Raw genomic sequence first — 25,288 nt, forward strand, 5'->3', positions numbered from 1 at the left:
CAGCATGGAAACACTAATAACAGTCATTCATGTACTAGCAGCACTCTTCATGATCCTTGTGATCATAATCCAGGGTGGAAACTCTGGTGGCGTAGGAGCTGCGTTCGGCGGAGGAAACTCTCAAGGAGTTTTTGGCGCGTCCGGTGCTCAGTCATTCCTTGGCAAAGTCACTTATGCCGTTGCCGCGATCTTCATGGTAACGAGTATCTCTCTTTCAGTTATCCAAGGCAGTTCTGGCAAAACAGGTCTTTCTGAGCGTCTTGAGCAGCAAGCAGCTGACCAGGGAGCTGAGGAAAGCACGACTCCGGAAGCAGCACCTCAGGAAGAGCAGAAGTAGTACATATCAAGCCTAATGCGAGGGTGGTGGAATTGGTAGACACGCTAGTTTGAGGGACTAGTGGCGCGAGCCGTGCGGGTTCAAGTCCCGCCCCCCGCACCATTTATATCCAATTCACAGCATCTCTTATTTTCTCCACACTTTATGTTACCTATCACAAGATAATTCAGCTCTAATCTGCTTAATCGTATCTCGAAGCACACCATTCTGTTCGTTGTCTCGCTCGATCATCCCGATTGCTGAATCTAAGCGTTCATCCTGAGTCACAAATAAGGCAATAAGAGCATTACGCTGCAATCCAACTCTTTTTGCGCGGGTCATCGGTGACCCCCCAAAAGTTGCTTCGTAGAATCCTTGATCCATGGTAGCGACCTGGAAAAGATCAAGATCAGCTAGCTGAGACTTAAGAGGCAGCTGGATGTTGATACTAGCCTTTCGGTTATAGGGGCAGGCCAGCTGACAGATGTCACAGCCATACCAATACTTCGCAAACCATGGCCAGAATTTGGTTGGAACAAGCCCGCGATGCTCGATAGTCCAGTAAGACAGGCAAAGCTTTGCATCAAGGGTGTAGTCCTCATCCAAAGCACCAGTGGGGCAGTTAACTTGGCAACGCTTGCAGGTTCCACAGCCTCCCTCCTCTGATCTCTGCTGTGGGTCAACAACGGCGGGCTTATCAAAGGGAAACAGTTGCTGATTCAGGTGCAACTCTCCTAGCAAATAGAAACTGCCCTCACGTGGCAGGATAAAACAAGTATTCTTGCCAATAAATCCAGATTGGCTACGACTTGCCAGCGCACGCTCCAATAATGGCGCACTATCGATCGTCACTCGACCCTCAAGCTGGGGTATAGACTCGCTTAGCTGACCCAGAAGCTTCTGTGCCTTTTTCCTAAGCAGTTTATGGTAGTCTTGAAATCTTGCATACTGTGCAACCCGGGTATTGGAGGAATGAAGCCGATCACCCTGGTAGTAGTTCAAACCAAAGACCAGGCTCGATTGCAAGCCTTCTTGCAAAAGCCTCGGATCGCGACGAATCGCTCGATGATTCTCCATGAAGCTCATACCCGCATGGTGGCCACGGGAAAGCCATTGCTCGAACCGTGAAAAGTGCCTATCATCACCCACCAAAGGGACGTGACCAATCAGCAAGAGCCCTTGCTCTGCAAATAACTCGCTGAAATAATTTCGATCTTTTAGCTTGGCCATGCCCACCTCGTAACTTGTAATCCTCCGCTATACCATAAAGGACTACTATGACTAAAGGGTTTTCTATAAAGGGCCTTAATCACCTTGGCATCATCGTTTCCGACATCGAATTAGCAAAAGAGTGGTTTCTCGAAACCCTTGGTTTCAAGCTAATTGAAGACCGAGGCGAGCTTTTCTTTTTTATGTGTGGCAACGACGTTCTAGCAGCCAAGACACCAGCCATGGCTGTTAGCAAGCCGGAACATGGCGCAGAGCGAGAGTGGCAAGACAAAGCTGGATGGCAAACTTTAGATCATTACGGGTTCTACGCTGCTGGCCCCGAAGAAGTCGATAAATTTGCAGAGTACGTCGCGACTAAGGGGGCATCGATACTAAAGGGGCCTTACGATCGTAGTGACGGCCGCAGCGTCTATTTTCGAGACCCGCTAGGGATGGTGGGAGAGTATTTGTACTTTTTCCCTAAGAAAGCTTAGATCGAAGAAAGTCTTCAAGTTCGTCAAAATCGGCACTTTGCTGCCACCAGTATCGCTGAGACAGCAAGGCTTGGCCGATAAGCATGCCTAAGCCATCCATTGCAGGAATTGCAAGCAGTTGTGCCTTAGGAAGCAGGGCACTCACAGTTTCGCCATAGAGCATATCCACAAAGGCTCCCTTGAGCATGTCCATGGCCGGACAAAGCGATTGCAAATCATCCCCATGAAGAGGCGCACTAGAACCTTGGACCAACAAAGCTCGGGGGTATTTTTGGAGCACCCCTTGAAGGGATTTTACAGAAAAGCTTTCAAACCTGAGCCTGCGACCCAAGGCTTGTTCAAACAACCTATCCTTTTTGCTATTCCGACGGAGCACCACAAGAGGCATCTCAGGAAAGGTGCGATGCCATTCAGTGAGGACTGCATAAGCCGCGCCCCCGTTGCCTAACATCACAAACGCATCGAAGCTACTCGCTTCGACCTGACGATTTACAGCGCTTATAAAACCATTGCCGTCCGTGGAAGCAACCTGCCACCAACTATCCCCACGGTATAGAGTATTCACACTTGTAAGCCCACTGCTTGGAAAAAGCTCGGCAACCGTTTCCTTAAATGGAACAGTGACATTCAGACCAACAAAGCCTAGGTGCCAAAGGCTGTCGAGCAAGCTCTTGAGGTCAACACCTTGAAACTCTAAAGGCACATAGCAACAGTTGATTCCAAGCTGCTCGGCAGAGTAATTATGGATAGCTGGTGATTTGGTATGTTGTATAGGGTTACCTAGAACCCCAAGTAGTTTCGTTTGCCCGTTTATTTTCAACACAGCCTCGCTTCCCTCAATGATCAAGCTTCACCAGAAACTGCCTTAGGATCGAGAGCGACCGTTAACAACCAACTGCCTTGGCCGCGATGAAACTTGGTCGATTTAATAACCTTGCCCCGAACCTGCCGTCGGTCGAAACCTAGCACAGGCTCTAAGTCGATGGAAAGAAGGGTTCCCTTGTGGTGCTGGCCACGAACGACCAAGGTTAGCCGTTGTTCTGAGATGGAGCGAAGATATCCCTGGTTCAAGTCGTGGCTCGGTTGGCCGTCAACAGCATAACCAATGGTCGTGAACTGCTGATCGAGGCTGTTAGCCTCACCTTCGTTGCGACTTGAGCGTTTGATGAACCACTGTATCACTAGGCTAAACGTAAAGATAACCAGTAATGAGATCAGTCCAATTGTCGATAGTTCTAAGTTTTCGACCCAATCCAAAGTACTTATCTCTTTTGCCAAGACAGATTTGAACTCAACAGTATTAAAGCCTGTGGCGCCTAAGAAAGGCCTAAGTCATTGCTTCCCATCAAGCAATAGGGTAAAAAATTAGCTTCCTTTAATACGCCACGAATACCAGTCTGATAGTATACATTAAGGGAAAGTCACAAAGAAAACAAACCTCTGAACGATAGGATGACATTTTTGAAGGTTTTTGATCATATCCAGGCTGCATCCCTCGACGAATCTCTCGCAAGCGGCACGACAATTTGTATCGGAAACTTCGATGGCTGTCATTTAGGGCACCAAAAACTCATCCAAAACGTCATTGAGCGCAGTCAAGAGCTTGGGACACCCAGTATTATTTTAACTTTCGAGCCAAGCCCGAAAGTTTTTTTTGATCCACATCAAGCTCAGAGACAGCTCGTCTCCCAAGAGCAGAAACTCGCTAGCTTTCGCGAGCTTGGTGTAGATATCGTCATCCAACACCCATTCGATGCATCTTTTAGCCAGATTTCCCCTGAAAGCTTCGTCGACTTACTAAAAGACACCCTTCATTGTCGTCACCTATATGTTGGCAAAAATTTTCACTTTGGCAAAAATCGTAGCGGCAACACAGATTTTCTTAAGAGATATGTCGAGCACTTCGAAGTTTGTGATTTGCCAATTGAACCTTTTGCCGGTGAACATATTAGCAGCACACGGATTCGATCATGCCTAGAAGAAGGCGATGCAGCACTCGCTCATCGCCTACTGGGTAGGCCCTACGCCCTTTTAGGAAGTATCAAAAAAGGCCAGCAACTAGGCCGAACCTTGGCGTTCCCCACCGCGAACTTGCAGACAACAAACCAGCTGATCCCCAAGTTTGGAGTTTACGCTGGTTTCGTATGGCTCGATGGGGAGGGTTCGCCCCCCACAGAACTTAGACCAGACTTGAGTCTGCTCCACCCTACAGTCTTCAACATTGGTGTTAAGCCCACTGTAGACGGTGATCATAGCCCTTCAGTCGAAGGACACATCCTCGACAAAAAGTGGCAAGCAGATGAACTTTACCAACAACAAGCCCGTTACTATCTCACAAATTTTATACGGGATGAAATCAAGTTCCCGTCGCTAGACGCGCTTCGGGAACAGATAGGCAAGGACTGTGAAACTGCTAGGATGCTTACTCATCCTTGGGAACGTTAGCAGAGATAGCCTTAACTTCTTGCGAGCTGATATTAGCATCAGTTTTTACTGCGTCATTATCTTCTTCGAGGCTAGCCACTGTAAATCTTGCGTAGTATATCTCTCCGTCACCACCATCCCAGCCTTCGTACACCATGAAGAAGGTATTCTCATCCTGTTTTCGGATTCTGAACGACCGTATTTCTCTTTCGAAAGGTTGTAAAAGCTGATCGGTATTCTCTACAAAGTGCTCACAAGCTTGCACAACCAGTGTTTCCGAGACCCTGGTATCTGCATTTGTTTTCACATAGAGAGGCACCACCGCCCCTGTACTCGCATTGTAGATCAAGATTGTGGAGAGGAATGACGAACCCTTGGTGCAGATCACAGGGTCGCCACCTAGCACAGCAAAAAGATTGTCACCCAATGATTGTAGGCCATAGATGTCACTTGGTTCGTAGAGGAGAAAGTTCTCTCCTGTGAATGTAGTAGGGTTCGAATCTGTCGTTAACGGCTCACTAGCGATTTCATTGCGGAGGTAAATGTAGTTCCGAGCGCTTTTGTTATCGTCTCCGGGCGCAACGTCGCCGATTCGTTCTTTCAACCTTGCTGTATCTCGCTCACGAAGGACGTAAATCCCACTCCCATCGACTTCCACAGGTTCATCTTGGATGCTAATACTAGCAGTCGTCGACTTTAATGAGCTTAATGTTGGAGCACCAGTATCGTCAATTTGATATGTTGAAAAAGAACTTTGAAATTGATCGTTCAAACTTCTTACAACGAGATACTCAGTACTCCCGCTTGAAGTCAGACGTGGCTGCCAGGAGTCTGCAATCGTAGCGCTAGTCTGCACTGAGAGCGTGTTATCTGTTTCCACAAGCTTTGCAAAACCGGTGACATACTGCTCCGTACCATCATTGGATACTAGACCAGAGTAAGCTAGGCCAGCATTGTCATCAGCAAACACCACTTCATCCCATCGAACTAAGCCAGTAGGCGCTGTGATCTCAACACGAGAGCTGTTATCCCACTTCTCTACAAAAAGCTGGTAGGCACCTTCGGTATTTTGGGTAATGAAGGCTACGTAGGCTCCATTGGAGCTGATTTTTACGTCAAGTTCGTGATGAAAGGTATCATCTGAGTGAAAGCGGCTAGGGTCTGTGCTCGCGGAATCATACTTGTATATTTTGGCTACGTTTTCCCCATCTGTATCGGTGTCGCGATAGCTTACAAACACGATACGATAGTCCAACTCTGTGGCACTGCCAGCATTCGCCACATCCGGTCGCACGTCCTGATAACGTAGTTCAGCGGCACTTGTCGTATTGGTTGAACCGCTATTGGTGACTTCGTTGAGGCTCGAATTACCACAACCGACTAGAAGGGAGCTAGCCACTAGCAGTTTTATATTTCTTAGCTTTTTCTTCATGAGAACTCCTTATATCAAACCAGGCAGGAATTTCAGTGGGTTTAACCTGCCCTGTGCTTTATCTTTAGACTAAGTCTCAATAGACTAGGAAGTGCAAAAATATGAAATCTGAAGTCAAGGTCATTCCAAACGACTCACAAAACAACTACTTCAACCGCGAGATCAGTTGGCTTCACTTCAATCGGCGTGTCTTGCAGGAAGCGCAAAGCGAAACTACACCCATATTAGAGAAACTGAAGTTTTTAGCCATCACTTATAGCAACCTCGACGAGTTTTTCATGGTCCGCGTGGCTGGAAAACGACGTGCGGCAAAGGAACGCCTTTTTACCGGAGACAGCCCCGACTCTACCCCTTATGGCGAGATTCTGACCCAGATCCGCGAGATATCGACCCAACTTCTCAATGACCTTTATGACACCTATCATCAAGTGGTCAAGGAACTCGGCGAGTTCGGTGTTCAGATCAGAACCTACGAAGACTTAGACAAGGCTGAGATTGCAAAACTCGAAGACTACTATCACTCCTCGGTGCACCCGACGCTCACTCCGTTGGCTGTAGATCCAGCTCATCCGTTTCCATTTCTGACAAATCTTGGCCTCTATCTTCTCATTGAGTTTAAAACTCAAGGGGTAGAACCTGAAATGCCTGCGATTGCCTTTGTTGAGATTCCTCATGTGCTGGAGCGCTTTGTTAATATCAGAGACTTTCACTACATCCTCCTCGAAGACGTGGTTGCCAAGCACTTGGAAAAGCTCTTTTGGGGCCTTGAAATTAAGGATATCTATCAGGTGCGCGTCACCCGTGATCTCGACTATAGCCTTTTGGAAAACGAGGTCGTGGATCTCCTGCAATCGGTACAAAATCAAGTTCGGGCCAGAGAGCAAGCAAAAGCAGTAAAACTCGAAGTTTCAGAGAACCTACCCAACCACATTCTTGACTTTGTCCTAAAACACCTAAAACTTGGTCGCGAAGACGTATACTTTGCCCGAGGCCCCTTGTCGATGAAAGACTACTTCTCCCTTTCATCACTGCCGTTTGAGTCTCTCAAGTTTGATGCTTTTAACCCCAGAATCCCTCCTCAGCTGAAGAACAATCGTAATATTTTTTCCATTATTAAAGATGCAGATATCCTACTCCACCATCCCTTCGAGAGCTTCTACACGGTGATTGAGTTTCTGCGCAAGGCAGCTACCGACCCAGAGGTCTTGGCGATTAAGCAAACCCTCTACCGCACATCGGGCGATTCTCCCATCATCGACTCGCTGATTGAAGCCGCAGAAAACGGCAAGCAAGTGACCGCCGTGGTGGAGCTAAAAGCAAGATTTGACGAAAAGAACAACATTATCTGGGCAAGGCAGCTGGAGCGATCTGGTGTAAATGTCGTCTATGGCTTTATCGGCTTGAAAACCCATGCAAAGGCCACCCTTGTAATCCGCAGGGAGGATCGCGGCATCAAGCGCTATGTGCATCTTTCTACAGGCAATTACAATAGCACTACAGCCAAAATTTATACTGACATCGGCTTGATGTCTGCTGATGATGACATTGGTCACGACATATCAGACCTATTTAACCTTTTGACTGGATTTAACCTTTTTACCACAGACCACAGCTATCGAGCTGCGGTCTATCCTACGTTCCGACGCATTATGGCGGCACCTGTAGACTTACGCGATAAGGTTATCGACATGGTCGATCGGGAGATCGAGAATGTCCGTCAGGGCGGCAAGGGCTTCATTATGATCAAGGCTAATGCCTTGGTGGATAAGGCTGTCATCGATAAGTTCTATGAAGCTTCCCAAGCTGGCGTTTCCATCCGTCTACTCATTCGCGGTATCTGTTGCCTAAAGCCTGGCCATCCTGGGTTAAGCGAATCCATCGAAGTCCGCTCAGTCGTGGACCGCTTCCTGGAACATAGCCGGATCTACTACTTCCACAATAATGGTGAGAATGACACCTTTCTTAGCTCTGCCGATTTGATGCCACGCAATATGGATCGCAGAATCGAGATCATGTTCCCCATTCTCAATGACTTAGCAAAAGCTCGTATCATCAACGAAGTTCTTGAGGTCTATTGGCAGGACAATACCAAGGCTCGGCGGCTCTTGCCCGATGGCAACTATGAGTTTGTTCCCCTTGAGAAAAGTGCAAAAAAAGTCCATTCTCAGCAGAAGCTGATCGAGCTGGCCCGAGAACAAGGACTCAAGTCCCTCCCTTATGAGAAAGCTATCTGGCACAACACCAAAGGTCGCGGCCGCCCGATTGCGAAACGAGAATCAAAATCGGTACTTAAGCTAAAGGGAAAACGACATAAAAACGATAGCAAAGAGCATAAGTCCTAGTCAGTATCCGGCCATTGCGGCCATCGATATGGGCACTAACTCCTTTCACCTTCTCGTGGCTCGGGCCGACCAAAAAGGCTATCTTCACGTGCTGGATGCTCACAAAGAGTCTGTCCGGCTTGGTGAGGCATTGAGTGAACACGGAGCCTTGCCGAAAGCCAAGCTCGATGAAGCGGTGGCAGCTCTCAAAAGAATGAAAGACATCGCCAACAAACACCAGCCTGTATTTCGTGTCATGGCGACCCAGGCGACGCGTGCTGCCAAAAATTACCAGGAGATTCTTGAAAGAATCGATCGAGACGTCGGTCTTAAAGTAGAAATCATCGATGGCCTAGAAGAAGCCCGCCTTACCTATCTGGGGATGCAGTACTGCCACGAGTCCACGTCAGACGTCACCTTAGGGCTCGATATCGGCGGTGGCTCAACCGAGGTTGTCATCGGCAAGGGTGAGAGGATCCTGTTTATGACCTCTCTCAAGCTTGGAGCCTTGACGAGCACCAAACGCTTTTTTCAAATGAAAGATCCCAGCCCAGCGCAGATCAAGAACCTAAAAGACTACATCCTGACACGACTTGCACCTTTAGGACAGGACGCCAAGACCTATAAGATCACCCGTGCCTTCGCCACATCTGGAACGGCCAAAGCAATTGGTCGCCTTCATCATTTAGAGACACAAGGCGAAGCACTTGATCAAGCCAATGGCTACAAGTTTCTATCTGAAGAGCTAGGTGCTGTAGAGCAGCGCCTATGTGATCTCGCCAGCCCCACTGAAATTAAGTCCTACTACGAGATAGATTCCCGTCGGGCCGAAATAATTTTGGCTGGAACCTTGATATTTTCTAAGGTAACAGAGATCTTCGGCGTTCCTGACTGGACAGTGTCCACCTATGGCATCCGCGAAGGGATAATACTAGACACATACGGCCGCCTAAACATTCAGCTCAATGCCGAATCGGCCAACCAGCAATGGAAAAGCATGGAGAGCTTCGCTCAACGTTTACATTTAGACCTCGATTTTGCCAACCAGCTTAGAGGTTTTTCCCTTGAGATTTTTGATCAGTGCCTTGCCGCATTTCCCAAATCTCAACTACCTAGCAAGATCGTCCAATATCGGCCACTTCTCGAAGCAGCTGCGTATCTTAACGAGTCAGGCAAGTTTATAAATTTTGTTTCTTACCACAAGCACAGCTACTACTTGATTTCTCAGGCCAACCTTTTAGGTTTTTCTCAGGAAGAAAAGCATGTGGTAGCCTTAATCAATCGCTTTGCTCGTAAGAAGATGGCCAGTGAGCAAAAGGCTGACGAATACCCTTACCTCAAGGGTAAGATCGATATTGTTAATTTTCTCAGCGCATGCATTCGCGTCGCGAAAGGCATCAACCGCAGCCGATCCCACAAGATCACCGAAACCAAGATTAACTGGGCCAAGGGCAAGGCTTCTCTGGAACTCGGCTACAAAAAAGGCAGCAACGTGGATGCCGAAATTCAGGCACTACGTAAAGAAGAAAAATCGATTGCCCGTGGGTGGGGTGTTGATGTTGAGCTAAAGTTTAGCCCGAGAAAGGCTCCCAAGGCTTGAAGAAAAATAATCTCACCTATAAGCACTTTATCGAGGCCCTCAAGGAAGCGTCGAAAGCCGATAGCCCTAAGTTATTGGCAGTTCATGGGCCCTCAAACTACCTTAAGATTAAGGTAGAGGAATGGTTCACCAAACAAGCCGCAGGACGACCAGTAGAGAAACGTGGTTTTGATGGCCTAATAAAGGCTGACTACGAAGACATGCTATTTCAGGACTCCATCTTCGACCCAGAGTCATACTATGTCGTTCGCGATGTAGACAAGAAAGGGGAGCTAACGCAGGCCCTAAGGGGAACAAAAAGCCAAGATAGTATTCGTAACCATGTACTTCTGCTAGCTAAAGGGAAGTCGTTCAATCCTAGCCTTAATAAGGAGCTCCAGCGACTGCAAGTAAAGACAATCCCGTGCTTTGAGCCAAACCCTTATGAGATGTCGACGTTTACCGTTTCATTGGCGAAAAAGTTTCAGCTTAAAATCGCTCCCCCTACCGCCAAGCTTGTTATCGATGCCGTGGGCACCGACCTTTTCAAGCTAGAGAATGAGCTGCGTAAACTGAGCCTTATTTTTGCAGAAGAACCGGGGGAAATATCAGTCGATCATCTCAAGCCCTATTTGGAAGTTCTTCGCGAGGAACACGCCTTTAAAATTGATCAGTGCATCATGAGTGGTCACGCCGCTCAAGGCCAAGCTCTGCTTCACAACCTTCTAAAACGTGGCGAAAGTCATTTGGCTATTCTAGGGATTCTCACGCATCACTGTCGCAAGGCCCTGCTAATCAAGCAACTCGCAAAGGAGGGCAAGCAAGTTAAGGAAATGAGCCAAGCACTAGGCTTACCTTTTGGGGTTGTCAAAAACTTCATCCCCTACGCAAGGCGATCTTCGGCAGCCAAATTTAAGTCTGCTTTATTCCAGTGCCAAGAAGCTGATATGATATTCAAGTCATCGCGTATCCAAAGCGAGCTTATTTTAAGCGATATCTTGGCCACCCTAGCCCAGGACTAAACTTGCTTAGAGGCTATTTTAATAGACTAAGGTCGAGGCTTGGCAAAGCAAATAGAGACAAAGAGCTTGGGCTTTGCAAACAAGTTCTCAAGTATCTTCTTATATATTGCCTAACCAGTCCTTGCCTAGGCCTCAGCCTGGCAAGGCCGCTAAGGATGAAGCCATACCAAGAAACCTTGGTAGCTCGTGATGCTCCACTGGCACACGTGCAGTGGGATGAGCAGAACAACAATTTACTGTTTCAAGGCAAAGAATTTCTTTGGCGATGGAACCTAACATCCATGAAGTTGCAACGTTTGCCATTACCTCGATCTGAGGGAAATCGATACTCCGCGATGATCGGCCACACTCTCTGGCTCGGCCAGGGCTTGCTGCTACTGGAAATCGATGGTTTGTCCATGGCAAGCAAGAGCTACTCTATGGAAAAATTTGGTTCCATCAAAGGACTCGATGTAATCGATGAGAAACTCCAAATTGCGACGGAGCAGAAGGTGCTCACCCTAAGCCCTCGGTCACGGCAAATCAAGGTCCTGGACAGCATCCAAATCAGCAGTCCGGCTATCTTTTTCGCTGGACAGATTTGGTCTTTCTACAATGGTCTTAAGCGCTACGATACTGAAGACGGATGGCTCAATGTCCTTCCTTGCCCGGGGAACCAACAACCCCCTCATATCAGTCGCGACAGCCTCTTGACTTACTGCAATGATAAAGTTTATCGATTTGATGCAACGGGTAAACTCTTACAGGTTCTTGCTAACCGCTCCCCCCACCTTGTGCATGCTTGGGCTGCCAATACTCGATTCCATTCCTATATGTTCGAAAATGGCACCCTTGAGGTATATGACTTACAAGAGAAGCAACAGGCTAGCTACAGGCTCACGACAGCTTTAGATTCACTCTTAGTGAGTCCATCCGTGATTGTGGGTATCACAAAAAACTTTCCCGTTGTGTACCCTAGGAAAGAAGCCAGCTATCGTCATCAGTTTCACTAGGCATTGCTAGCTCTTGCGTGGGAATCCGATACTCTTCCTCAGCCCAAGCCGCAGTATCCATAGTTTGACAACGCTTGGAGCAAAAGGGGCGGAATAGATTTTCAGGGCTATAAATAGTCATATTCTTGCAGCATGGACATTTAATATTCATTGTTCTCCCAGTGATCGTAGCCTTTCAGGCCAAAGAATTCGCGGTAGCTTGGGAGCCTTCCCCTGATCCACTATATCTGCCAGAGATCGCCCTGCTGCGAAGCCAAGGGCTAGACCTTGGCCCATGAAGCCTGTCGCGAGCAGGCTTCTCTGCCTGCCGAAAATTGGGCCTATCAATGGCAATTCGTCGCATGGCCGGCAACCTAGCATCTCTTGATCGTGTATTTTTTGCAGATTTTCGACACCTAACGTGCTCTGTGCCTGCTTCGTCAACTCGCTCGCGACTGCCTCTGAATAGCTAGCTTCCAAGTCGCCAATCCCTGCATTTTTCCTGAGGAATCGTGCCCCAGAAATTCTGATTCGGCAGCCGTCAAGCAAGCATAGCTGGAAGTGCTTGTACTTCCAAAACAGAGTCGATCCTGGTTCAATCTCAGAGATTTCGCAAGGGCTTTGCAGTTCCTGCCACTGATCCGCATATGGCACCAAGGCTCCTTCTGGCAAACCCAGCAAGCCTTGATTGGCAAGGTGTGCGCCACCAATAACCATTTCAGCCGAGAGTTCACCTTCATCTGTTTCGAGGTAGATAGCGTCACTTCTCTCCTCGACTAGGGTGACATGCCTTACCAATCTTGTCACACTTTCAAGGAGGGCTTGCAAAAGCCCCGTTTGATTCAAGATCATACTAGCCTTTGGAATCCTAAGACTGTAACGCCCACCAAAGCGGCTATCGATCAGACTGGCTTTGGTCCCTGGATAGACCTTCTCCATAACCTGACACACCTTCTCAAGCTCTTGTTGCTCATACGGATCCGTTGACAGAAACAGCAGGTCACCCTTAGCTTCTACAAAACCTTTTGGCCTACAGAACTGCTCCAACTCTTGAAATCCCCTAGCCACAAATCCCAAGAGTTCCTCAGCTACAGGCTGTCCCCGAGCATGTTCGACCCGTGTAATCAAGTCAGCCATATCTGCCTGGACAGCCCCCATGCATCTCCTTGTTGCTGAGTCTTCTTGGGATAGGACTAGGACGCGATATCCCTTTTGTGATAAGAAGTAAGACGTAGAGGCTCCAACAATGCCTCCACCAATAACAATTACGTCATAATGATCCATTTACTCTCCAAGTTCTTCTTGGCAGTCAAAAGATGGTCGCCTATAAGTTAGGACTTATTCGATGGACCATCCATGGAAAATTTGACGAGGTTTTCTTAGGCAACTCCCTGTAAAAGGCAGCAAAGCAAGTAGACCATGATATCCAAGAGAAAGGAAGCACCTTGATTTACTTAAAAAGCGATGCAGAAATCGATGATATGAAGGAAGCTGGCGGACTCGCCGCTAAACTCTTGGAGCTTGTCGAAGAGCACATCAAACCAGGGATCACAACCCTTGAGCTGAACGATCTTTGTCACGACTTCACAATGTCTTACGGAGCGATCTCAGCCCCACTGAACTACAAAGGCTTCCCGAAATCTATCTGCACCAGCATCAACGATGTGGTTTGCCACGGGATACCAAGCGCAAAAGCCAAGCTAAAGGATGGCGATATCATCAATGTCGACGTCACTCCCATTGTCAATGGCTTTCACGGCGATACGTCCAAAACCTTCCTCGTTGGCAACGTGTCGCCAAAGCGACAAAAGCTAGTCAAGGTTGCTAAGGAATGCCTCGATAAGGGTATACAGGTCGTCGAGCCAGGTGTACGGGTGGGCGACATTGGTGCTGCCATCCAAAAGCACGCGGAAGCTCAAAAGTTTTCTGTCGTTCGCGAATTTGTAGGCCATGGTATCGGTCGCAACTTTCACGAGGACCCTCAAGTCACCCACTATGGTCAACCTGGAACGGGTAAGCGCTTAGAACCTGGAATGGTATTCACCATTGAGCCGATGATTAATGAGGGGCACTGGAAAACTAAGATTAAAAAGGATAAGTGGACAGCTGTAACCATTGATGGCGGCGATAGTGCTCAATTCGAGCATACCATCGCCATCCGTTCCAACGGCACCGTGGAAATCCTAACCCTAATAGAAAACTACCGAGGCAATTAGCCTTCCTCTGGATTCGCAAGCAGCTCTAGGTATAGCTCCAATTCATCGGAGTAAACCGTTTCAGGAGCTGCAAGGCGCTCATCAATCACAGATAGTTTGCATTGCAACTCAGCCAAAATGTCTTTTTGGTAGCTAAGACGCTCAGAGCTCTTTAAAGCTCCCATCCCAACCAATGATTCTAACGTCGATCCAATCTCTTCTATCTGTTTTGAAAGAACATCCTTGCGCAATCGTCTTAACTCGCCAATTGCATGAATGGTTTCAGGAGCGAAATCACAATCGAAAATTACAGTAGCCATAGAAAAATTCTCCAACATCCGCAGGTAACAGCTCAGCTTGATCAACAGGGAAACAGCCCTGCATTGCTGCTACGAGCAAGAGGCGTACCAATCACGAGGTTTATAAAATCAGCATATTAGAGAATAGAGAGCGCGTATGGCTCGGACGGGTGTAGACAGGCTAGCTTACCGAAAGCGGTGATGCCCAGGCCTAGCCGAGCACCACATCTTTGATATCAGGAATTTTTTCTTTTAAAATCGGCACAATACCGTTAAATAGCGTGATCTGCGAGGATGGACACCCAGAGCACCCACCGTATAGTCGCAGAGTAACAATGCCATCGTCTACATCTAGAAGCTCACAGCCTCCGGCATGCAGCTCAAGCTGTGGGTTGATGTCTTGCTCGATAATTTGCTTAATCTCTTCAATCATACGTCACCCCTTAGGTGGGAAAATCTACGATTAAATCTTTACCGATCTAGTAGGATTTTTTCAACCCCATTCAGAGCAGCTTGCCCCATCTTCCATACCGCTTCGCGGCTATTGCCTGCGATATGGGCAGTGCCAACAAAATTATCTAGTGAATACAAATCCTTGTCCAAGCAAGGTTCCTCCTCAAAAACATCCAGCGCGGCACCAGCTAATGGACCCGTTTTGAGGCAGTGCTTGAGAGACTCCTGATCCACCACTTCACCACGACACGTATTCACCAAGAAAGAGCCTGGCTTCATGCCTTCCAGTTGGCGCTCTCCGACGAATTTCAAGGTCTTATCGGTTAAGGGCACGTGGAGCGTTAGAAAGTCACTACTTTGTAAAGCATTCTCGAAGGATACCTGTTTAGCGCCAATGCTCGCAGCAAAGGCTGCTTTGTCTAATATATCGCAAATGAGCACTTCACACTGGAATGCTCTGGCAAGTGTAGCCACTTTGGAGCCTACATGACCACAGCCAATCACACTAACCACCTTACCAGTAAAGTTAACGCCACCATTTTTAACCCAGCGATCAGCCTTCATCTGCTCAGACGAGTAAAACAGCTTACGACTCATACCAATCATCATAGCAATGGCCTGCTCAGCGACCTCTTGGCTATTCACTCCAGACTCAAAGTAAACAGGCAACTGGCGGGCATGGCAGGCTTCAAAGTCGATATTATCGAGACCGACTCCGTACTTGGTAATCCCGTTTAGCTGAGGCAGCTGGCTTAGGCAAGCCTTGGTCACGGGTTCTTTGCCAACAAGCCATAGATCGGCACCTTGTAGGAACTGTAAAAGACTTGCGGACGTCCAGGGTATGCCTGGATTACAAAAGCGAAATTCGAAATGAGGAAAACGCTCCGCAGCCGAACGACGGAGCCTCTCATCTTTGGCGAAGCTTTGCGCTGAAACTGCCACCACTGGGGCTGTCATAGGAGGAGGACCCGATCGAGAGTCAGAGCACCGAAAATTCCAAACAAGTAAAAGCAGGAATAGTAGAAAAGAGGCATCGCCTTAGCTTCTCCAGTGGAACGGAGAAGCTTATACGCAAGCCAAATAAAGTAACCTGTCAATAAAGCACTCAGACTGAGATAGACCCAACCAGCATCTCCGCCCCAAAACAATAGGAATATCGGCGGAAGCAATGAGAGTGTGTAGTAAAAGATTTGCTTCTTTGTCTCAGGAACGCCACGCACAGAAGGCATCATAGGAATCTTTGCCTTCGCATAGTCATCGCGGTATTTGATTGCTAAGGCCCAAAAATGTGGGGGTGTCCAGAGAAAGATCACAGCAAACAAATACCAAGCAGGCATTGCTAGAGTGTTTTGCACCGCAGCCCAGCCAATAAGAGGACCAACAGCACCGGCGGCTCCACCAATCACAATGTTCTGCACCGTCCGGCGCTTTAGATACATAGTGTAGACAAGGACATAAAAGCCATTAGCAGCTAAAGCTACCCATGCCGCTAGAGGCGTCGCCCATCGGTACAGCATCACAAACGATATAATTCCTAAGAAGGTTGCGACAAAAAAAGCCAGGCGCTGCGATACCTTACCCGTCGGCAAAGGCCGCGATCGGGTACGATTCATATGGCCATCGATATCTGAATCAGCCAGGTGATTAAATATGCCAGCGGAACCAGACGCTAGATAAGTTCCAAGCAAAGTGACAAGGGTCAATTGCAGGCTAGGCATGGAACCATTAGCCATGATAAGCGTCGGAACGACGGTAACAACCACCAGTAGTGAGATGGTTGGCTTCATCATTTGATAGATTGGTCTTATCGATGCCAAAATTGGTGTAGAGGCATCGTTTTGGCTGACCATTGAATTGAGATTCGAACTCGTCTTCATCGTGATCCCTTAAACACGGTTTATACCGACGCTAAAGGCTAACTGACTTACTATGTTTTCCGGTCGGGGAGCAATAGGAATCTACCAAGTCGTTAATACGGAGTTGTATCACTGAACCACATGGGAGCCCAAACGCAAAGGAAAAAAAGCACTGGGAAGAGAACCATCATAAAAACGAGGGTCAACCAACCTTGGGACTCTCTTGCATTCTTTTCTTGAAGCTCATTGCTGGACATGTAAATCATTCTCCGAATTTTGTTGTGCCTACTAGACGGTGAAGTTTTATCACGAGGTAAAGCCAATAAAAAGCATAAAACAAGCTTTAGTGCGATGTCACATTTTGCGGTGTGGCGCTATAAAGACTTTTATAGATCAGCCAGTTTCTCATCACTTTTTTGACATAATTCTTAGTCTCTGTGAAGGGAATATTTTCGATCCATACCATATCGTCGCTGAATGACCGTTTCGTATTCCAACGATCCACCACGTATTCTCCAGCATTGTACGAAGCAATCACCGAGACCCAATTGCCTTTATAATAGCTTCTTAGATGATCTAAGTAGCGACTGCCCACATGGACGTTGAATTTTGGGTCTTCCAGCCGATCGATCAGCTCCTTTTCACTCAGCTCCTGCTTGGAGAATTTACCAGCAGTCTTTGGCATCAATTGCAGCAAGCCCTTAGCACCTGCCCAACTGGTGGCATCCGCACGAAACCCACTTTCTTGCCTTGCGATAGCCAGTAAAAACTCGCGGGATAGGGGGTAACGGCTCGACCCTTCTGAAAAAACATCTTCAAAAGGTGCAGGGTAATAGACCAGAACCTGCTCGGGATACTTATGCCAAATTTTAGGCTCTGCAATTGCCACATTGGTGGTATGTCCCATTGCTAGGGGGAAAAGATTATTCATGTAAAGAATGCGAGTCACAAAGAGATGGGCCTCTGTATTTTTGAGCTTCAATCTCTTGCGAGCCTCTCGATAGAGTTCTTTGGCAGTCATGGGAGCGAGGTGTTTAGCTTCAATTAAGAGAGCAATCTCTGCCCTAAGTCGCAGACGGTTCAAGGTTTCGTCACGCAATAGTGGCCCAATATCAACATCCCAATTGGAAAGCTCTTTCCTCATTGCCATTTCGTTTTTGTCAAGCCACGTGGGTTTCTCCCATTTATAGTAATCCGCACCGTAGAGCCCGTAAAAGCCTAAGGGGTAGTTTTTCTCAAGGGCACGAAAGTATTCGCTAAACTTACTTCGATTGCCAAGATCACGATGCACTTTAGCCATCCAGAAAAGGACCTGCTCTTTGAGGCTCTTGCTACGTGTACTAGTGAGCAGAGTTTTCCAAGATTTTAAAGCAGCTTTTGGTTTTCCATCTAGGTACTGATACCAACCGTCAAACCACGCGAACCTGTCTTGCCAAGTTTCAGATAGGTTCTCCAGTGCCAGGCCCTGACGATTCTGAAAATAAGCTCCAGAGAAGTCTTGCTGCTCTAGGGAGATCCGATAACCATGAATATGATGAGCCTCGGCTCGCAATTCTTGAATGCTGTCTGATTGCTTGCGTGTCATCTGACCAATTTTTTCTGAACTCGCCTCGATTTTCTTAAGGGCGTCCTGCACGAAAGCTCTTGCAGATAGATAGTCCCCCACCATAGCCCGGTAGCGTGCAGCCCATAGGGTGGTATTGATAAGCTCGTAGTGCCAATCATATTTTGAGTCCATTCCCATGCTTACCGCATCGAGCCGATCGTCTTTAAGCAACGTGACAAGAACTAGAAAGCCGTTGGCTGCAGCCTCACGATTCCCGAAGTAGCGTTCCAAGTCGACAATATGCCTAGCTGATGACACCGCAAAAGGTAGAGACTCCTTTTTCTTTCTAAGTTCAAAAAGCGTCTTTGAAAATAAGTCTAAGGCTGCCTGCCGTTGATCAGAGCAGACATGTACCAGGGCCTGCCAATAGTCGCGGAGGCCTACTGGTATTGCCTTTACATAGGCCCGCCACTCATTTCTGCTCTTAGTTTTACAGTAAAGTTTTGCCGATCGCAGATATAAGGGGTCCTTAGTCTTAATGGATTGAAAGTCATCGGCGAACTTTTCTTCAGACTCATCTTGGTCCTTACTTAGAAAAGCTTTCATATCATTTGGTGACTCTAGCTTGTTTTTTCTAGCAAACCAACTTTGAGGGCCATTAGTTTCTTTCCAAAAAAAGCGTGCTATCGTTTCAGAGTCAGCTTCTGAGCCGAGGACTTTGGCGATAACAATCTGCCATTGGTCAAAGGCATAAAAAGCTATATCCCCCTCAAAGTTGGATACTATGTCCAACCAAGCCTCACTCGCCAGATGCCATTCCGCAAGTTTTTGATGATGCTCAGCTTGTAAAGCTAACTTCAAGTCTGCACTGTATTTTTGCCATTCGGGACGATCTTTAACGAGGCCTTGAAGCGCTTGCAACTGCTGTTTAGGCTCTGTATTTTGATCGAATTTCATGGGAATAACCGTTATTTCAAGAGTCGGTAGAACTCGCTGCGTGGTGCACGATACCCCCAGAAAACCCAGTATCATTGAAACTACAAAATATTTCATTTTAACCTTCGCAATACTGTTTAGCGTTGGACTCTCACATCGAGACCGCTGTCGCTGATGGTTGCTTCCAATACCTGCCCACCAGCACATTCAATCGCTTGAATCACATGCTGCTTTTTTTTCTTATCCACAAATACAGCCATAACTCCACCACCGCCGGCACCACAGACACGGCTGAATTTAGCCCCAGCATCGATAGCAGCTTGGTCGATCGCTTTGGTTTCCAATGTCTCGATTTCTGGCCACAGAGATTTTCTGAGCTGCCATTCCTGATGGGATAGCTCGATGACGTCTTGCCAGCGATTGCCTTGGATTTTATCTGCCATCTGACGAGCAAGTCCACCAATTTGATTGAGTTTATCAAGCAACTGCCGATCACCATCAAAAACACTTCTAAAAATCGACCAGTTATTCATTCCAGACGCTCGGGACCGACCCGAGTAACAGACAATCATGCTATCAGCCAGAGCCCCAGCATCCTCAGTTTCTATGGTTTCAACCACAGTACCCTGTGGCTCAAACGATAAGACATTGAGACGTCCGCGAATCGCTCCCCAATAGTCTTGGCAACCAGTCGGGCAATGAATCAGCTTGGTTTCCACATTTTGAACCAAGCGCACTAGCTCTACTTCCGAATAAGTCTTTCCTAAGCCCAACTCATAGGCCATTTGATGAAGTGCTTGGGTCAAGCATATAGCAAGGCATGAGGAGCCTCCCAAGCCAGCCCCAGCAGGAGACTGACACTCACTTTCAATGACTAACCCCGGCCACTCCTCGCGCCAGGCTGCCAAAATTAGGTGAGCAAAAAGGGGAAGCGTCACGGCCAGTTGAAGATCGCCCCAGAGCCCCGACCACTCTTTCTCTTGATCAAGACTATGCAGATAAAACCTACCGTCTTCACTCTCTTTTATGGAAACTTTGGCATTGAGGTTGATGCCAAGATTGACTGTTCTTGGTCGGTCTAAGACTTGCGACAAGGCGGTGATATCGAGTGTTCCCCCAGCAAGATCAATGCGAGTCGGTGCTTCAGCAGTCACAGTTAACATTAAGGGCTCCTCGTTGGGTTCCAAATTAGTTAGACTAGTATAACAAGCCATCGCAATAACGTCGTGGAGAATACACTGTGAGCGTTCCTAAGACACAACAACAGCGCAAGCGACGACTCTGTTACTGGGATAGCCAGAAAAAAAGCGTCGGTGCTGTGAAACTAAATTTCGAACGACACCTCCGATTTCTCCCCGAGTTCGATCTCGTTACCCTTAAGGCTCTCGATGATGAAAAGTTCGCACCTTGCGATCTTCTAATCATTAGTGCGGAGGACATCCCCTCCGAGGACTTTTCCCAATGGCTTCAGGGGATCAATAAGCGCATCGTGAATCAGGGCCAAATCTGGACTCCCGCACTGATATTCTCCGAAACGGACTTCGTTGACCTGTCTTCTGAGATCCATGATTTTGCCGACAACAACTGGTACTTCGACATCCTGAACCCTCTGCATTTAGAGTCTATGCCGATTCGCGTTGCCAATCTTCTACGTATTCATGACCACCTTCACGAACTCTGGCGCTACAAGGATCAGCTCGATACTATGCAAGAACAGATTAATGAGATAGAGAAGAGACTTAATGTTTGAAAGGGTCCTATGTCTTACATCCCTCCTGACTCACTGCAAGGCCGAAATCTCATCGCCCAATTTGTTCTTTCGTTGAGAAAGAGCGGCTTCGTACTACCGTACCGCGAGTATCAGTACATTGACCAGTGGCTAAAACTTGGCCATGAAGACGAGGTGCTCTTGGTTTTGGATGAGGTCTTGCCGCCTCTTTTCAAAAAAGCGGAAAACCACCGCCATCCGCCCAGCTTGCGATTTGTCCATCGAGAAGTCTGTCAGAAAATGCGAGGTCTGAAGCAGCGGGCTCAAAGCAGGAAGGAGTGGGAGAATGAAGTTTCAGAAACTTGATGACAACACCTTTGATCAAGCCTTAACTCAAAGTAAAAAACCAGCTTTGGTTTATTTTTGGGCACCCTGGTCAAAGCCATGCGAGTCTTTCACGGACACCTTGGAAGAACTCCAGACCAACTATGACCAACGGCTAGAAATCTTTTGTATGAACGTCGATGAAAATGCTAACATCCCTGCCAGCTTGGGGGTTAGCCATATTCCTATGCTGGCCCGAATCAATCACGGCCAGATCCAAACATCGCTAATGGGTCGCCAAGCAAAAGTTAAAATTCGCGAGTTTGTGGCAAAGGTAGTCGATGAAAGTTGAAACGAGCCTAGAGCGTGGAGATCTTGAAAAAAAGCTTATCAAAGACGGTTACCAAACCATCGTTGGAATCGATGAGGTTGGTCGCGGCTGCTTAGCAGGCCCCATCTATGCTGCCTGTGTAATTTTAGACTATAAATCTCTGTTTCAATTACCCGAATCACAACTTAAACTTATCCGCGACTCTAAGAAGCTCAGCCACTTACAGAGGCAAAAGATCATACCGGTAATCGAAGAAATCTCGGTCGAGCATCATGTTTGCTCGTCATCTGTCCGGGAAATTGAGAGCTTGGGAATCGTCGATGCCAACTTTCGCGCTATGCGTCGTGCCTTGAGACTTTGCCAATCCTCCCCGGATATTCTCTTGCTCGATGGCAATGCTAAGCTACCCCGCTACGGGGGACAGCAAATCACTGTGGTCGAGGGGGATACCTTGTGTTTTGCTATTGCTGCCGCATCAATTTTAGCCAAAGAAGCCCGCGACCATTACATGAGAAACCAAGCTAAACGTTATCCACAGTATGACTTCGATTCCAATGTTGGCTATGGCACGAGGAAGCATATGGATGGCATTAGCAGTCATGGCATCTGCCCTATCCACCGGCGGAACTTCGCCCCCATCGCCAAGTACGTCGATTCAATAGCTCCATGAACCACAAGGGCGCGTTGGCTGAGGAGAAGGTTTCAGTTTGGCTTGAACGACAAGGCTGGAAAACATTGGCCCGCAACTACCGTCACATTGGCTTCGAACTGGATATCGTCTCAGTTCAGGGCAAGACTCTATTGGTCACGGAGGTCAAATCCCGCCCCTCTATTCATGATGAGAACGACTTACGCCCCGGCGATTACCTCACTGACCGGCAAATATCTAAAATTAAAAAGGGAATAGTACATTTCCTATCAGAAGTGCTGCTCGACATCGATAGTATACGCATGGATCTGGTAGTTGTTATGGGTATGAGGCAAGATAAATTAGCCCGATATAAAAATATCAGGCTCAATTCACTTTCCGACTAGGGAAGAACAGGTCTTACTTGCCGCGAGGAATGTAACGACTCTTAATTCTTGCAGCCTTACCAGAAAGGTTGCGGAGGTAGAACAATCGAGATCGTCTTACGATACCTGATGCAAGAACCTCAATTTTGTCGATGTTTGGTGAGTACACTGGGAAAACCCGCTCAACACCAACGCCGTTCGCACCAATTTTTCGAACTGTGAAGCTTGATTCAACTCCACCTTTCTTATAACGAATGACAACCCCTTCAAAAGCCTGCACGCGGAATTTATCGCTGCTGCCTTCTTTGATCTTGTAGTGAACCTTAATGGTATCACCAGAGCGGAAGGTAGGAAGATTTGGCTCGTTGTCGAATTTTTTCTTTTCGAATGCTGAAATGATACTGTTTTTCATGAGTCGAAACCTATTTTTTCTCTAATCGCACGCTATTCTGTTTGATCCTCAGGATCCTAGACCCCATTTCGGAATGAGCTTTGTTACATGACTTGCCTGAACCCGTCAAGAGTTTACTGAAAGAATCCCTCAAATCACGCCAATTAGGCTTGCATTGCTTGCTCGTAGAAGTCGGGCTCTCCACTTACATCCTGAAATAGTTCGTAAAGATCTTCTCGATCGGATGTAGACATCTTGGCACGAATCAGAGGCATAACCTTTTCAGCCATTAATTCCGTGTAGGAGGTCAAAGCAGCTAACAAGGGAGCAAAGGCCTTTTCCACGCCATCAATACGCGATGAGCCTATCAACTCGATATCTCGGATCATGGTTTCCAGCTTGTCTAGGGAGTCCTGCGCTAGGGAAGCCAGATAACTACCCTGATGGGACAATTCCAAAACCTCTGGTAGCAAATAGTTCTTATCGAGGGCGCTTCTACTGAGAATCTCTCTCTTCAAAGCGGTCCATTTCTGTTCGCGGGTATCTGGGCTAGCGTTGAGCAGTTCACCAGCAAGCCCTATGACTTCCTGATTCCAAGTCTTTAAATACTGAAGCACATCCATACTAACCTCCACGGTGAAGATTTTGAGTCGATCGGATGCCAAAATGGCTTTTCTGGAATAAGTTGTTGGCTAGATATAATACAGGCTCAAACCACTTACAAGCCGATCTTTGGGGACTTTTAGCGGCCTAAAGATGAGAACAGCATGAATTATTTTCGCCGTAGAACGCTTGGTTTGTAAGACATGATCGATCGCACGTAATGGATATCCCCCTGTTCACCGGTCTTATTGACTTTGTCAATCAGTTCATTGTTGGTGAGTATTGACAGGTCATTGAGAGATAGGTTTGGATTTTTTGCAGGTGCTTTAGGCTTCTTGTTAGAGAAGCCCTCGCTCATAAAGAAGGCTAAGCTCCAAATATCATGAGCTTTTAAAGTTTTCTGATAGCTAGACATGGCCGTTCCAGATGAGCCAATTAAAATAGTGTTAAAGTAGGAATAGGGCGACCGAACGCTTTCTTGAAACTGCTTCCTCAAATCCTTTGGTGGCGGTATCATTGGCAGCGCTGGATTCTTCGTAAATCGTCCGTCGCCACCACCAGTAGCGCCATGACATGAGGCGCATTGCTCTCGATAAAGTCTTTCACCATGAGCTTGATCGGGAATCCGCGCTGGCGAGGTAACCATCCTATATAACTCAAAGGTAAGCTGCCTTAGCTTTAGGAAATCAGCCTTTAAGCTAGGGCTCGGCTTTCCTTTCGCCCTGTAGGCTGCGTATGCTTTCACAAATCGGTCCTGTTTTTTCTTACTCAGCTTGCCCTTGATTTTGTCAAAGAGAGCATCCATTTCAGACACTCGTTGTTGGTGGCGCTCTGCGTCTAATCGATCATCAACTGTAAATTCAAGAAGTTGTAGCCAACGCCGCAAATTATAGGTGTGCTGTCGCTTTTGCTCTTTGGTGTCACGAGCTGAAAGGCTCGTCCCTAAACTTATAAGCACTAGGAAAATGCTAAGTCTCATGCTGCGGTAAACCGTTGGTTAAAATTTCGTCAACTCCTGCCTTGATCGCCATGTCCACTTCTACATTCCTTTCGGGAAGGTAGGCAAGGACACGTCCACCGCGGGATCGGTATTTCTCAACAAGCTTCGGCTTGAACAAGGGAATCCCACAAAATGACGGCGGAAGAGCATAAACCCGATTGGGCTTTACTCCTGAAAGGAACGATGCTCCCAGAAGCATACTGAAGCCGGCTCGTCGACACTCCGACTCCCGAGCTAAAGTGGTAGCTCCAGGAAATTTTGTCAAGAGGAGTCGGTCGTGCTCAGCACTCCAAAGTAAGAATCGAGCATGAGCGAGAAGCCAGTGCTGAGCGTCGCGATCGCTAGCCCAGGCCGCGAGTAATTGGATGCTTCGTTCGGCGCTTTCTGGCTTGATATCGAAAATCCAGTTATATGCTGCGTATTCAGTCAAAAACTCCTCAAGAGACATACCAAACTGTCCATCAACCAACTGAGTTTCTTTGAACTGCACCAGAGTCATATCCTCGACACAAATATCCCGACCGGCTGTACGCTCCATGGAGCTGTCATGATGCAAGACAATGTGGCCATCAACTGTGGTTCGCAGATCGGTCTCTAATGAGGCAAAACCAGCTTCAAGAGCTGCATCGAATGCCGCTTTGGTATTTTCCACATGCTCCTGGTGAAATCCTCGGTGACTGATCCAATTGATGGGCGACATAGTGGCTCCTAGAGGTTGCGAATACGACTTATAGAACTCGTTATACTTTTTCACTACAATGTGGCCTGCAGCGCCTTCTAGAGGTGCAACGCTTCATTTCTCCACCATTACTGACGACAGTCAAGTGTAATAGCGAGACTCGATTCCATATAAAGGTGCAAACC

At 47.5% G+C, this 25,288-nt stretch carries 29 protein-coding genes and 1 tRNA gene; 14 read left to right on the forward strand and 16 right to left on the reverse strand.

Annotated features, from left to right (window positions below; all coding sequences use genetic code 11):
• Window positions 1-4: 4 nt before the first annotated feature.
• Both secG and B9N89_RS01210 read left to right on the forward strand, forming a co-directional pair.
• Window positions 5-337, forward strand: coding sequence for a preprotein translocase subunit SecG (gene secG, locus B9N89_RS01205; protein ID WP_132314631.1), 333 nt, complete (start codon window positions 5-7; stop codon window positions 335-337).
• A 17-nt stretch (window positions 338-354) separates the two neighbouring features.
• Window positions 355-439, forward strand: a tRNA-Leu gene (locus B9N89_RS01210).
• A 45-nt stretch (window positions 440-484) separates the two neighbouring features.
• On the opposite strand, the gene queG is transcribed toward B9N89_RS01210, so the two are convergent.
• Window positions 485-1,546, reverse strand: coding sequence for a tRNA epoxyqueuosine(34) reductase QueG (gene queG / locus B9N89_RS01215; protein WP_132314630.1), 1,062 nt, complete (start codon window positions 1,544-1,546; stop codon window positions 485-487).
• A gap of 47 nt (window positions 1,547-1,593) precedes the next feature.
• Between queG and B9N89_RS01220 the strand changes: the two genes are divergently transcribed.
• A complete protein-coding gene (locus B9N89_RS01220) occupies window positions 1,594-2,019 on the forward strand; it encodes a VOC family protein (protein ID WP_132314629.1) in 426 nt (141 codons plus the stop codon).
• Here the strand turns inward: B9N89_RS01220 and B9N89_RS01225 are convergent.
• Together B9N89_RS01225 and B9N89_RS01230 are read right to left on the reverse strand one after the other, a co-directional pair.
• A complete protein-coding gene (locus tag B9N89_RS01225) occupies window positions 2,006-2,842 on the reverse strand; it encodes a shikimate dehydrogenase family protein (RefSeq protein ID WP_159455060.1) in 837 nt (278 codons plus the stop codon). The two genes, B9N89_RS01220 and B9N89_RS01225, sit on opposite strands and share 14 nt — an antisense overlap.
• A 20-nt stretch (window positions 2,843-2,862) precedes the next feature.
• A complete protein-coding gene (locus tag B9N89_RS01230; protein ID WP_132314627.1) occupies window positions 2,863-3,276 on the reverse strand; it encodes a hypothetical protein in 414 nt (137 codons plus the stop codon).
• Between the two features lie 204 nt (window positions 3,277-3,480).
• On the opposite strand from B9N89_RS01230, the gene B9N89_RS01235 reads away from it, so the two are divergent.
• A complete protein-coding gene (locus B9N89_RS01235; RefSeq protein WP_165931678.1) occupies window positions 3,481-4,464 on the forward strand; it encodes a bifunctional riboflavin kinase/FAD synthetase in 984 nt (327 codons plus the stop codon).
• On the opposite strand, the gene B9N89_RS01240 is transcribed toward B9N89_RS01235, so the two are convergent.
• Entirely contained in the window at window positions 4,442-5,875 is a 1,434-nt protein-coding gene (locus tag B9N89_RS01240) for a hypothetical protein (RefSeq protein ID WP_132314625.1), read from the reverse strand. The genes B9N89_RS01235 and B9N89_RS01240 overlap by 23 nt on opposite strands.
• Window positions 5,876-5,976: 101 nt before the next feature.
• Between B9N89_RS01240 and ppk1 the strand changes: the two genes are divergently transcribed.
• The 4 genes from ppk1 to B9N89_RS01260 all read left to right on the forward strand — a co-directional run bounded on the left by ppk1 (window position 5,977) and on the right by B9N89_RS01260 (window position 11,789).
• Complete coding sequence (ppk1, locus tag B9N89_RS01245; RefSeq protein WP_132314624.1) at window positions 5,977-8,217, forward strand: polyphosphate kinase 1; 2,241 nt, start codon at window positions 5,977-5,979, stop codon at window positions 8,215-8,217.
• A 28-nt stretch (window positions 8,218-8,245) separates the two neighbouring features.
• Window positions 8,246-9,796, forward strand: a complete 1,551-nt coding sequence (locus B9N89_RS01250; protein ID WP_132314623.1) for a Ppx/GppA phosphatase family protein — start codon at window positions 8,246-8,248, stop codon at window positions 9,794-9,796.
• Window positions 9,793-10,797, forward strand: coding sequence for a DNA polymerase III subunit delta (holA, locus tag B9N89_RS01255; protein ID WP_132314622.1), 1,005 nt, complete (start codon window positions 9,793-9,795; stop codon window positions 10,795-10,797). The genes B9N89_RS01250 and holA overlap by 4 nt, the downstream gene beginning before the upstream one ends.
• A gap of 155 nt (window positions 10,798-10,952) precedes the next feature.
• Window positions 10,953-11,789, forward strand: coding sequence for a hypothetical protein (locus B9N89_RS01260; RefSeq protein WP_132314621.1), 837 nt, complete (start codon window positions 10,953-10,955; stop codon window positions 11,787-11,789).
• On the opposite strand, the gene B9N89_RS01265 is transcribed toward B9N89_RS01260, so the two are convergent.
• Both B9N89_RS01265 and B9N89_RS01270 read right to left on the reverse strand, forming a co-directional pair.
• On the reverse strand, window positions 11,752-11,940 hold the full coding sequence (locus tag B9N89_RS01265) for a DNA gyrase inhibitor YacG (protein ID WP_132314620.1): 189 nt from the start codon (window positions 11,938-11,940) through the stop codon (window positions 11,752-11,754). The genes B9N89_RS01260 and B9N89_RS01265 overlap by 38 nt on opposite strands.
• Entirely contained in the window at window positions 11,937-13,052 is a 1,116-nt protein-coding gene (locus B9N89_RS01270; RefSeq protein ID WP_132314619.1) for an FAD-dependent oxidoreductase, read from the reverse strand. Before B9N89_RS01270 ends, B9N89_RS01265 begins: the two co-directional genes overlap by 4 nt.
• 161 nt (window positions 13,053-13,213) lie before the next feature.
• Here B9N89_RS01270 and map point away from each other — a divergent pair, with 161 nt between their 5' ends.
• A complete protein-coding gene (gene map, locus B9N89_RS01275; protein ID WP_234996051.1) occupies window positions 13,214-13,984 on the forward strand; it encodes a type I methionyl aminopeptidase in 771 nt (256 codons plus the stop codon).
• Here map and B9N89_RS01280 read toward each other — a convergent pair.
• From B9N89_RS01280 to B9N89_RS01305, 6 genes are all read right to left on the reverse strand, one after another.
• On the reverse strand, window positions 13,981-14,283 hold the full coding sequence (locus tag B9N89_RS01280; RefSeq protein ID WP_132314618.1) for a hypothetical protein: 303 nt from the start codon (window positions 14,281-14,283) through the stop codon (window positions 13,981-13,983). The two genes, map and B9N89_RS01280, sit on opposite strands and share 4 nt — an antisense overlap.
• A 190-nt stretch (window positions 14,284-14,473) precedes the next feature.
• On the reverse strand, window positions 14,474-14,695 hold the full coding sequence (locus B9N89_RS01285) for a NifU family protein (protein ID WP_132314617.1): 222 nt from the start codon (window positions 14,693-14,695) through the stop codon (window positions 14,474-14,476).
• 38 nt (window positions 14,696-14,733) lie between these two features.
• Window positions 14,734-15,672: a phosphoglycerate dehydrogenase gene (locus tag B9N89_RS01290; protein WP_132314616.1), complete on the reverse strand. Its 939-nt coding sequence runs from the start codon at window positions 15,670-15,672 to the stop codon at window positions 14,734-14,736.
• Window positions 15,669-16,592 (reverse strand): heme o synthase, encoded by a 924-nt coding sequence (locus B9N89_RS01295; RefSeq protein WP_132314615.1) that lies wholly within the window; start codon window positions 16,590-16,592, stop codon window positions 15,669-15,671. The genes B9N89_RS01290 and B9N89_RS01295 overlap by 4 nt, the downstream gene beginning before the upstream one ends.
• A gap of 322 nt (window positions 16,593-16,914) precedes the next feature.
• Window positions 16,915-19,170: a lytic transglycosylase domain-containing protein gene (locus tag B9N89_RS01300; protein WP_159455061.1), complete on the reverse strand. Its 2,256-nt coding sequence runs from the start codon at window positions 19,168-19,170 to the stop codon at window positions 16,915-16,917.
• Window positions 19,171-19,190: 20 nt separating this feature from the next.
• Window positions 19,191-20,216, reverse strand: a complete 1,026-nt coding sequence (locus B9N89_RS01305; protein ID WP_159455062.1) for a GHMP family kinase ATP-binding protein — start codon at window positions 20,214-20,216, stop codon at window positions 19,191-19,193.
• A gap of 77 nt (window positions 20,217-20,293) precedes the next feature.
• On the opposite strand from B9N89_RS01305, the gene B9N89_RS01310 reads away from it, so the two are divergent.
• Genes B9N89_RS01310 through B9N89_RS01330 form a run of 5 tightly spaced genes read left to right on the forward strand, consistent with a single transcriptional unit; the run spans window position 20,294 to window position 22,451 of the window.
• Window positions 20,294-20,803: a hypothetical protein gene (locus B9N89_RS01310; RefSeq protein ID WP_132314612.1), complete on the forward strand. Its 510-nt coding sequence runs from the start codon at window positions 20,294-20,296 to the stop codon at window positions 20,801-20,803.
• 9 nt (window positions 20,804-20,812) lie between these two features.
• On the forward strand, window positions 20,813-21,127 hold the full coding sequence (locus tag B9N89_RS01315) for a hypothetical protein (RefSeq protein WP_132314611.1): 315 nt from the start codon (window positions 20,813-20,815) through the stop codon (window positions 21,125-21,127).
• Window positions 21,108-21,437: a thioredoxin family protein gene (locus B9N89_RS01320; RefSeq protein WP_132314610.1), complete on the forward strand. Its 330-nt coding sequence runs from the start codon at window positions 21,108-21,110 to the stop codon at window positions 21,435-21,437. Before B9N89_RS01315 ends, B9N89_RS01320 begins: the two co-directional genes overlap by 20 nt.
• Entirely contained in the window at window positions 21,427-22,086 is a 660-nt protein-coding gene (locus tag B9N89_RS01325) for a ribonuclease HII (protein ID WP_132314609.1), read from the forward strand. The genes B9N89_RS01320 and B9N89_RS01325 overlap by 11 nt, the downstream gene beginning before the upstream one ends.
• A complete protein-coding gene (locus tag B9N89_RS01330) occupies window positions 22,083-22,451 on the forward strand; it encodes a YraN family protein (RefSeq protein WP_132314608.1) in 369 nt (122 codons plus the stop codon). The genes B9N89_RS01325 and B9N89_RS01330 overlap by 4 nt, the downstream gene beginning before the upstream one ends.
• Window positions 22,452-22,464: 13 nt before the next feature.
• Here the strand turns inward: B9N89_RS01330 and rplS are convergent, their stop codons facing one another.
• From rplS to B9N89_RS01350, 4 genes are all read right to left on the reverse strand, one after another.
• A complete protein-coding gene (gene rplS / locus B9N89_RS01335; RefSeq protein ID WP_132314607.1) occupies window positions 22,465-22,842 on the reverse strand; it encodes a 50S ribosomal protein L19 in 378 nt (125 codons plus the stop codon).
• 143 nt (window positions 22,843-22,985) lie between these two features.
• Window positions 22,986-23,444 (reverse strand): hypothetical protein, encoded by a 459-nt coding sequence (locus B9N89_RS01340; RefSeq protein ID WP_132314606.1) that lies wholly within the window; start codon window positions 23,442-23,444, stop codon window positions 22,986-22,988.
• A 149-nt stretch (window positions 23,445-23,593) separates the two neighbouring features.
• Window positions 23,594-24,403, reverse strand: a complete 810-nt coding sequence (locus B9N89_RS01345) for a c-type cytochrome (RefSeq protein ID WP_132314605.1) — start codon at window positions 24,401-24,403, stop codon at window positions 23,594-23,596.
• The gene (locus B9N89_RS01350) at window positions 24,393-25,124 is read right to left on the reverse strand and encodes a glycerophosphodiester phosphodiesterase (RefSeq protein WP_132314604.1); all 732 of its coding nucleotides are present in this window, start codon (window positions 25,122-25,124) and stop codon (window positions 24,393-24,395) included. The genes B9N89_RS01345 and B9N89_RS01350 overlap by 11 nt, the downstream gene beginning before the upstream one ends.
• Between the last annotated feature and the right edge of the window lie 164 nt (window positions 25,125-25,288).

This window comes from Pseudobacteriovorax antillogorgiicola, assembly GCF_900177345.1.
Taxonomy (GTDB): Bacteria; Bdellovibrionota_B; Oligoflexia; order Oligoflexales; family Oligoflexaceae; genus Pseudobacteriovorax; species Pseudobacteriovorax antillogorgiicola.

Excerpts from the sequence above, each read along its gene's own strand:
- secG (WP_132314631.1), top strand. The coding sequence starts at position 5 with ATGGAAACACTAATAACAGTCATTCATGTACTAGCAGCACTCTTCATG.
- queG (WP_132314630.1), bottom strand. The coding sequence starts at position 1,546 with ATGGCCAAGCTAAAAGATCGAAATTATTTCAGCGAGTTATTTGCAGAG.
- B9N89_RS01220 (WP_132314629.1), top strand. The coding sequence starts at position 1,594 with ATGACTAAAGGGTTTTCTATAAAGGGCCTTAATCACCTTGGCATCATC.
- B9N89_RS01240 (WP_132314625.1), bottom strand. The coding sequence starts at position 5,875 with ATGAAGAAAAAGCTAAGAAATATAAAACTGCTAGTGGCTAGCTCCCTT.
- ppk1 (WP_132314624.1), top strand. The coding sequence starts at position 5,977 with ATGAAATCTGAAGTCAAGGTCATTCCAAACGACTCACAAAACAACTAC.
- B9N89_RS01250 (WP_132314623.1), top strand. The coding sequence starts at position 8,246 with ATGGGCACTAACTCCTTTCACCTTCTCGTGGCTCGGGCCGACCAAAAA.
- B9N89_RS01260 (WP_132314621.1), top strand. The coding sequence starts at position 10,953 with ATGAAGCCATACCAAGAAACCTTGGTAGCTCGTGATGCTCCACTGGCA.
- B9N89_RS01265 (WP_132314620.1), bottom strand. The coding sequence starts at position 11,940 with ATGAATATTAAATGTCCATGCTGCAAGAATATGACTATTTATAGCCCT.
- B9N89_RS01270 (WP_132314619.1), bottom strand. The coding sequence starts at position 13,052 with ATGGATCATTATGACGTAATTGTTATTGGTGGAGGCATTGTTGGAGCC.
- B9N89_RS01280 (WP_132314618.1), bottom strand. The coding sequence starts at position 14,283 with ATGGCTACTGTAATTTTCGATTGTGATTTCGCTCCTGAAACCATTCAT.
- B9N89_RS01285 (WP_132314617.1), bottom strand. The coding sequence starts at position 14,695 with ATGATTGAAGAGATTAAGCAAATTATCGAGCAAGACATCAACCCACAG.
- B9N89_RS01290 (WP_132314616.1), bottom strand. The coding sequence starts at position 15,672 with ATGACAGCCCCAGTGGTGGCAGTTTCAGCGCAAAGCTTCGCCAAAGAT.
- B9N89_RS01295 (WP_132314615.1), bottom strand. The coding sequence starts at position 16,592 with ATGAAGACGAGTTCGAATCTCAATTCAATGGTCAGCCAAAACGATGCC.
- B9N89_RS01300 (WP_159455061.1), bottom strand. The coding sequence starts at position 19,170 with ATGAAATATTTTGTAGTTTCAATGATACTGGGTTTTCTGGGGGTATCG.
- B9N89_RS01305 (WP_159455062.1), bottom strand. The coding sequence starts at position 20,216 with ATGTTAACTGTGACTGCTGAAGCACCGACTCGCATTGATCTTGCTGGG.
- B9N89_RS01315 (WP_132314611.1), top strand. The coding sequence starts at position 20,813 with ATGTCTTACATCCCTCCTGACTCACTGCAAGGCCGAAATCTCATCGCC.
- B9N89_RS01320 (WP_132314610.1), top strand. The coding sequence starts at position 21,108 with ATGAAGTTTCAGAAACTTGATGACAACACCTTTGATCAAGCCTTAACT.
- B9N89_RS01325 (WP_132314609.1), top strand. The coding sequence starts at position 21,427 with ATGAAAGTTGAAACGAGCCTAGAGCGTGGAGATCTTGAAAAAAAGCTT.
- B9N89_RS01330 (WP_132314608.1), top strand. The coding sequence starts at position 22,083 with ATGAACCACAAGGGCGCGTTGGCTGAGGAGAAGGTTTCAGTTTGGCTT.
- rplS (WP_132314607.1), bottom strand. The coding sequence starts at position 22,842 with ATGAAAAACAGTATCATTTCAGCATTCGAAAAGAAAAAATTCGACAAC.
- B9N89_RS01340 (WP_132314606.1), bottom strand. The coding sequence starts at position 23,444 with ATGGATGTGCTTCAGTATTTAAAGACTTGGAATCAGGAAGTCATAGGG.
- B9N89_RS01345 (WP_132314605.1), bottom strand. The coding sequence starts at position 24,403 with ATGAGACTTAGCATTTTCCTAGTGCTTATAAGTTTAGGGACGAGCCTT.
- B9N89_RS01350 (WP_132314604.1), bottom strand. The coding sequence starts at position 25,124 with ATGTCGCCCATCAATTGGATCAGTCACCGAGGATTTCACCAGGAGCAT.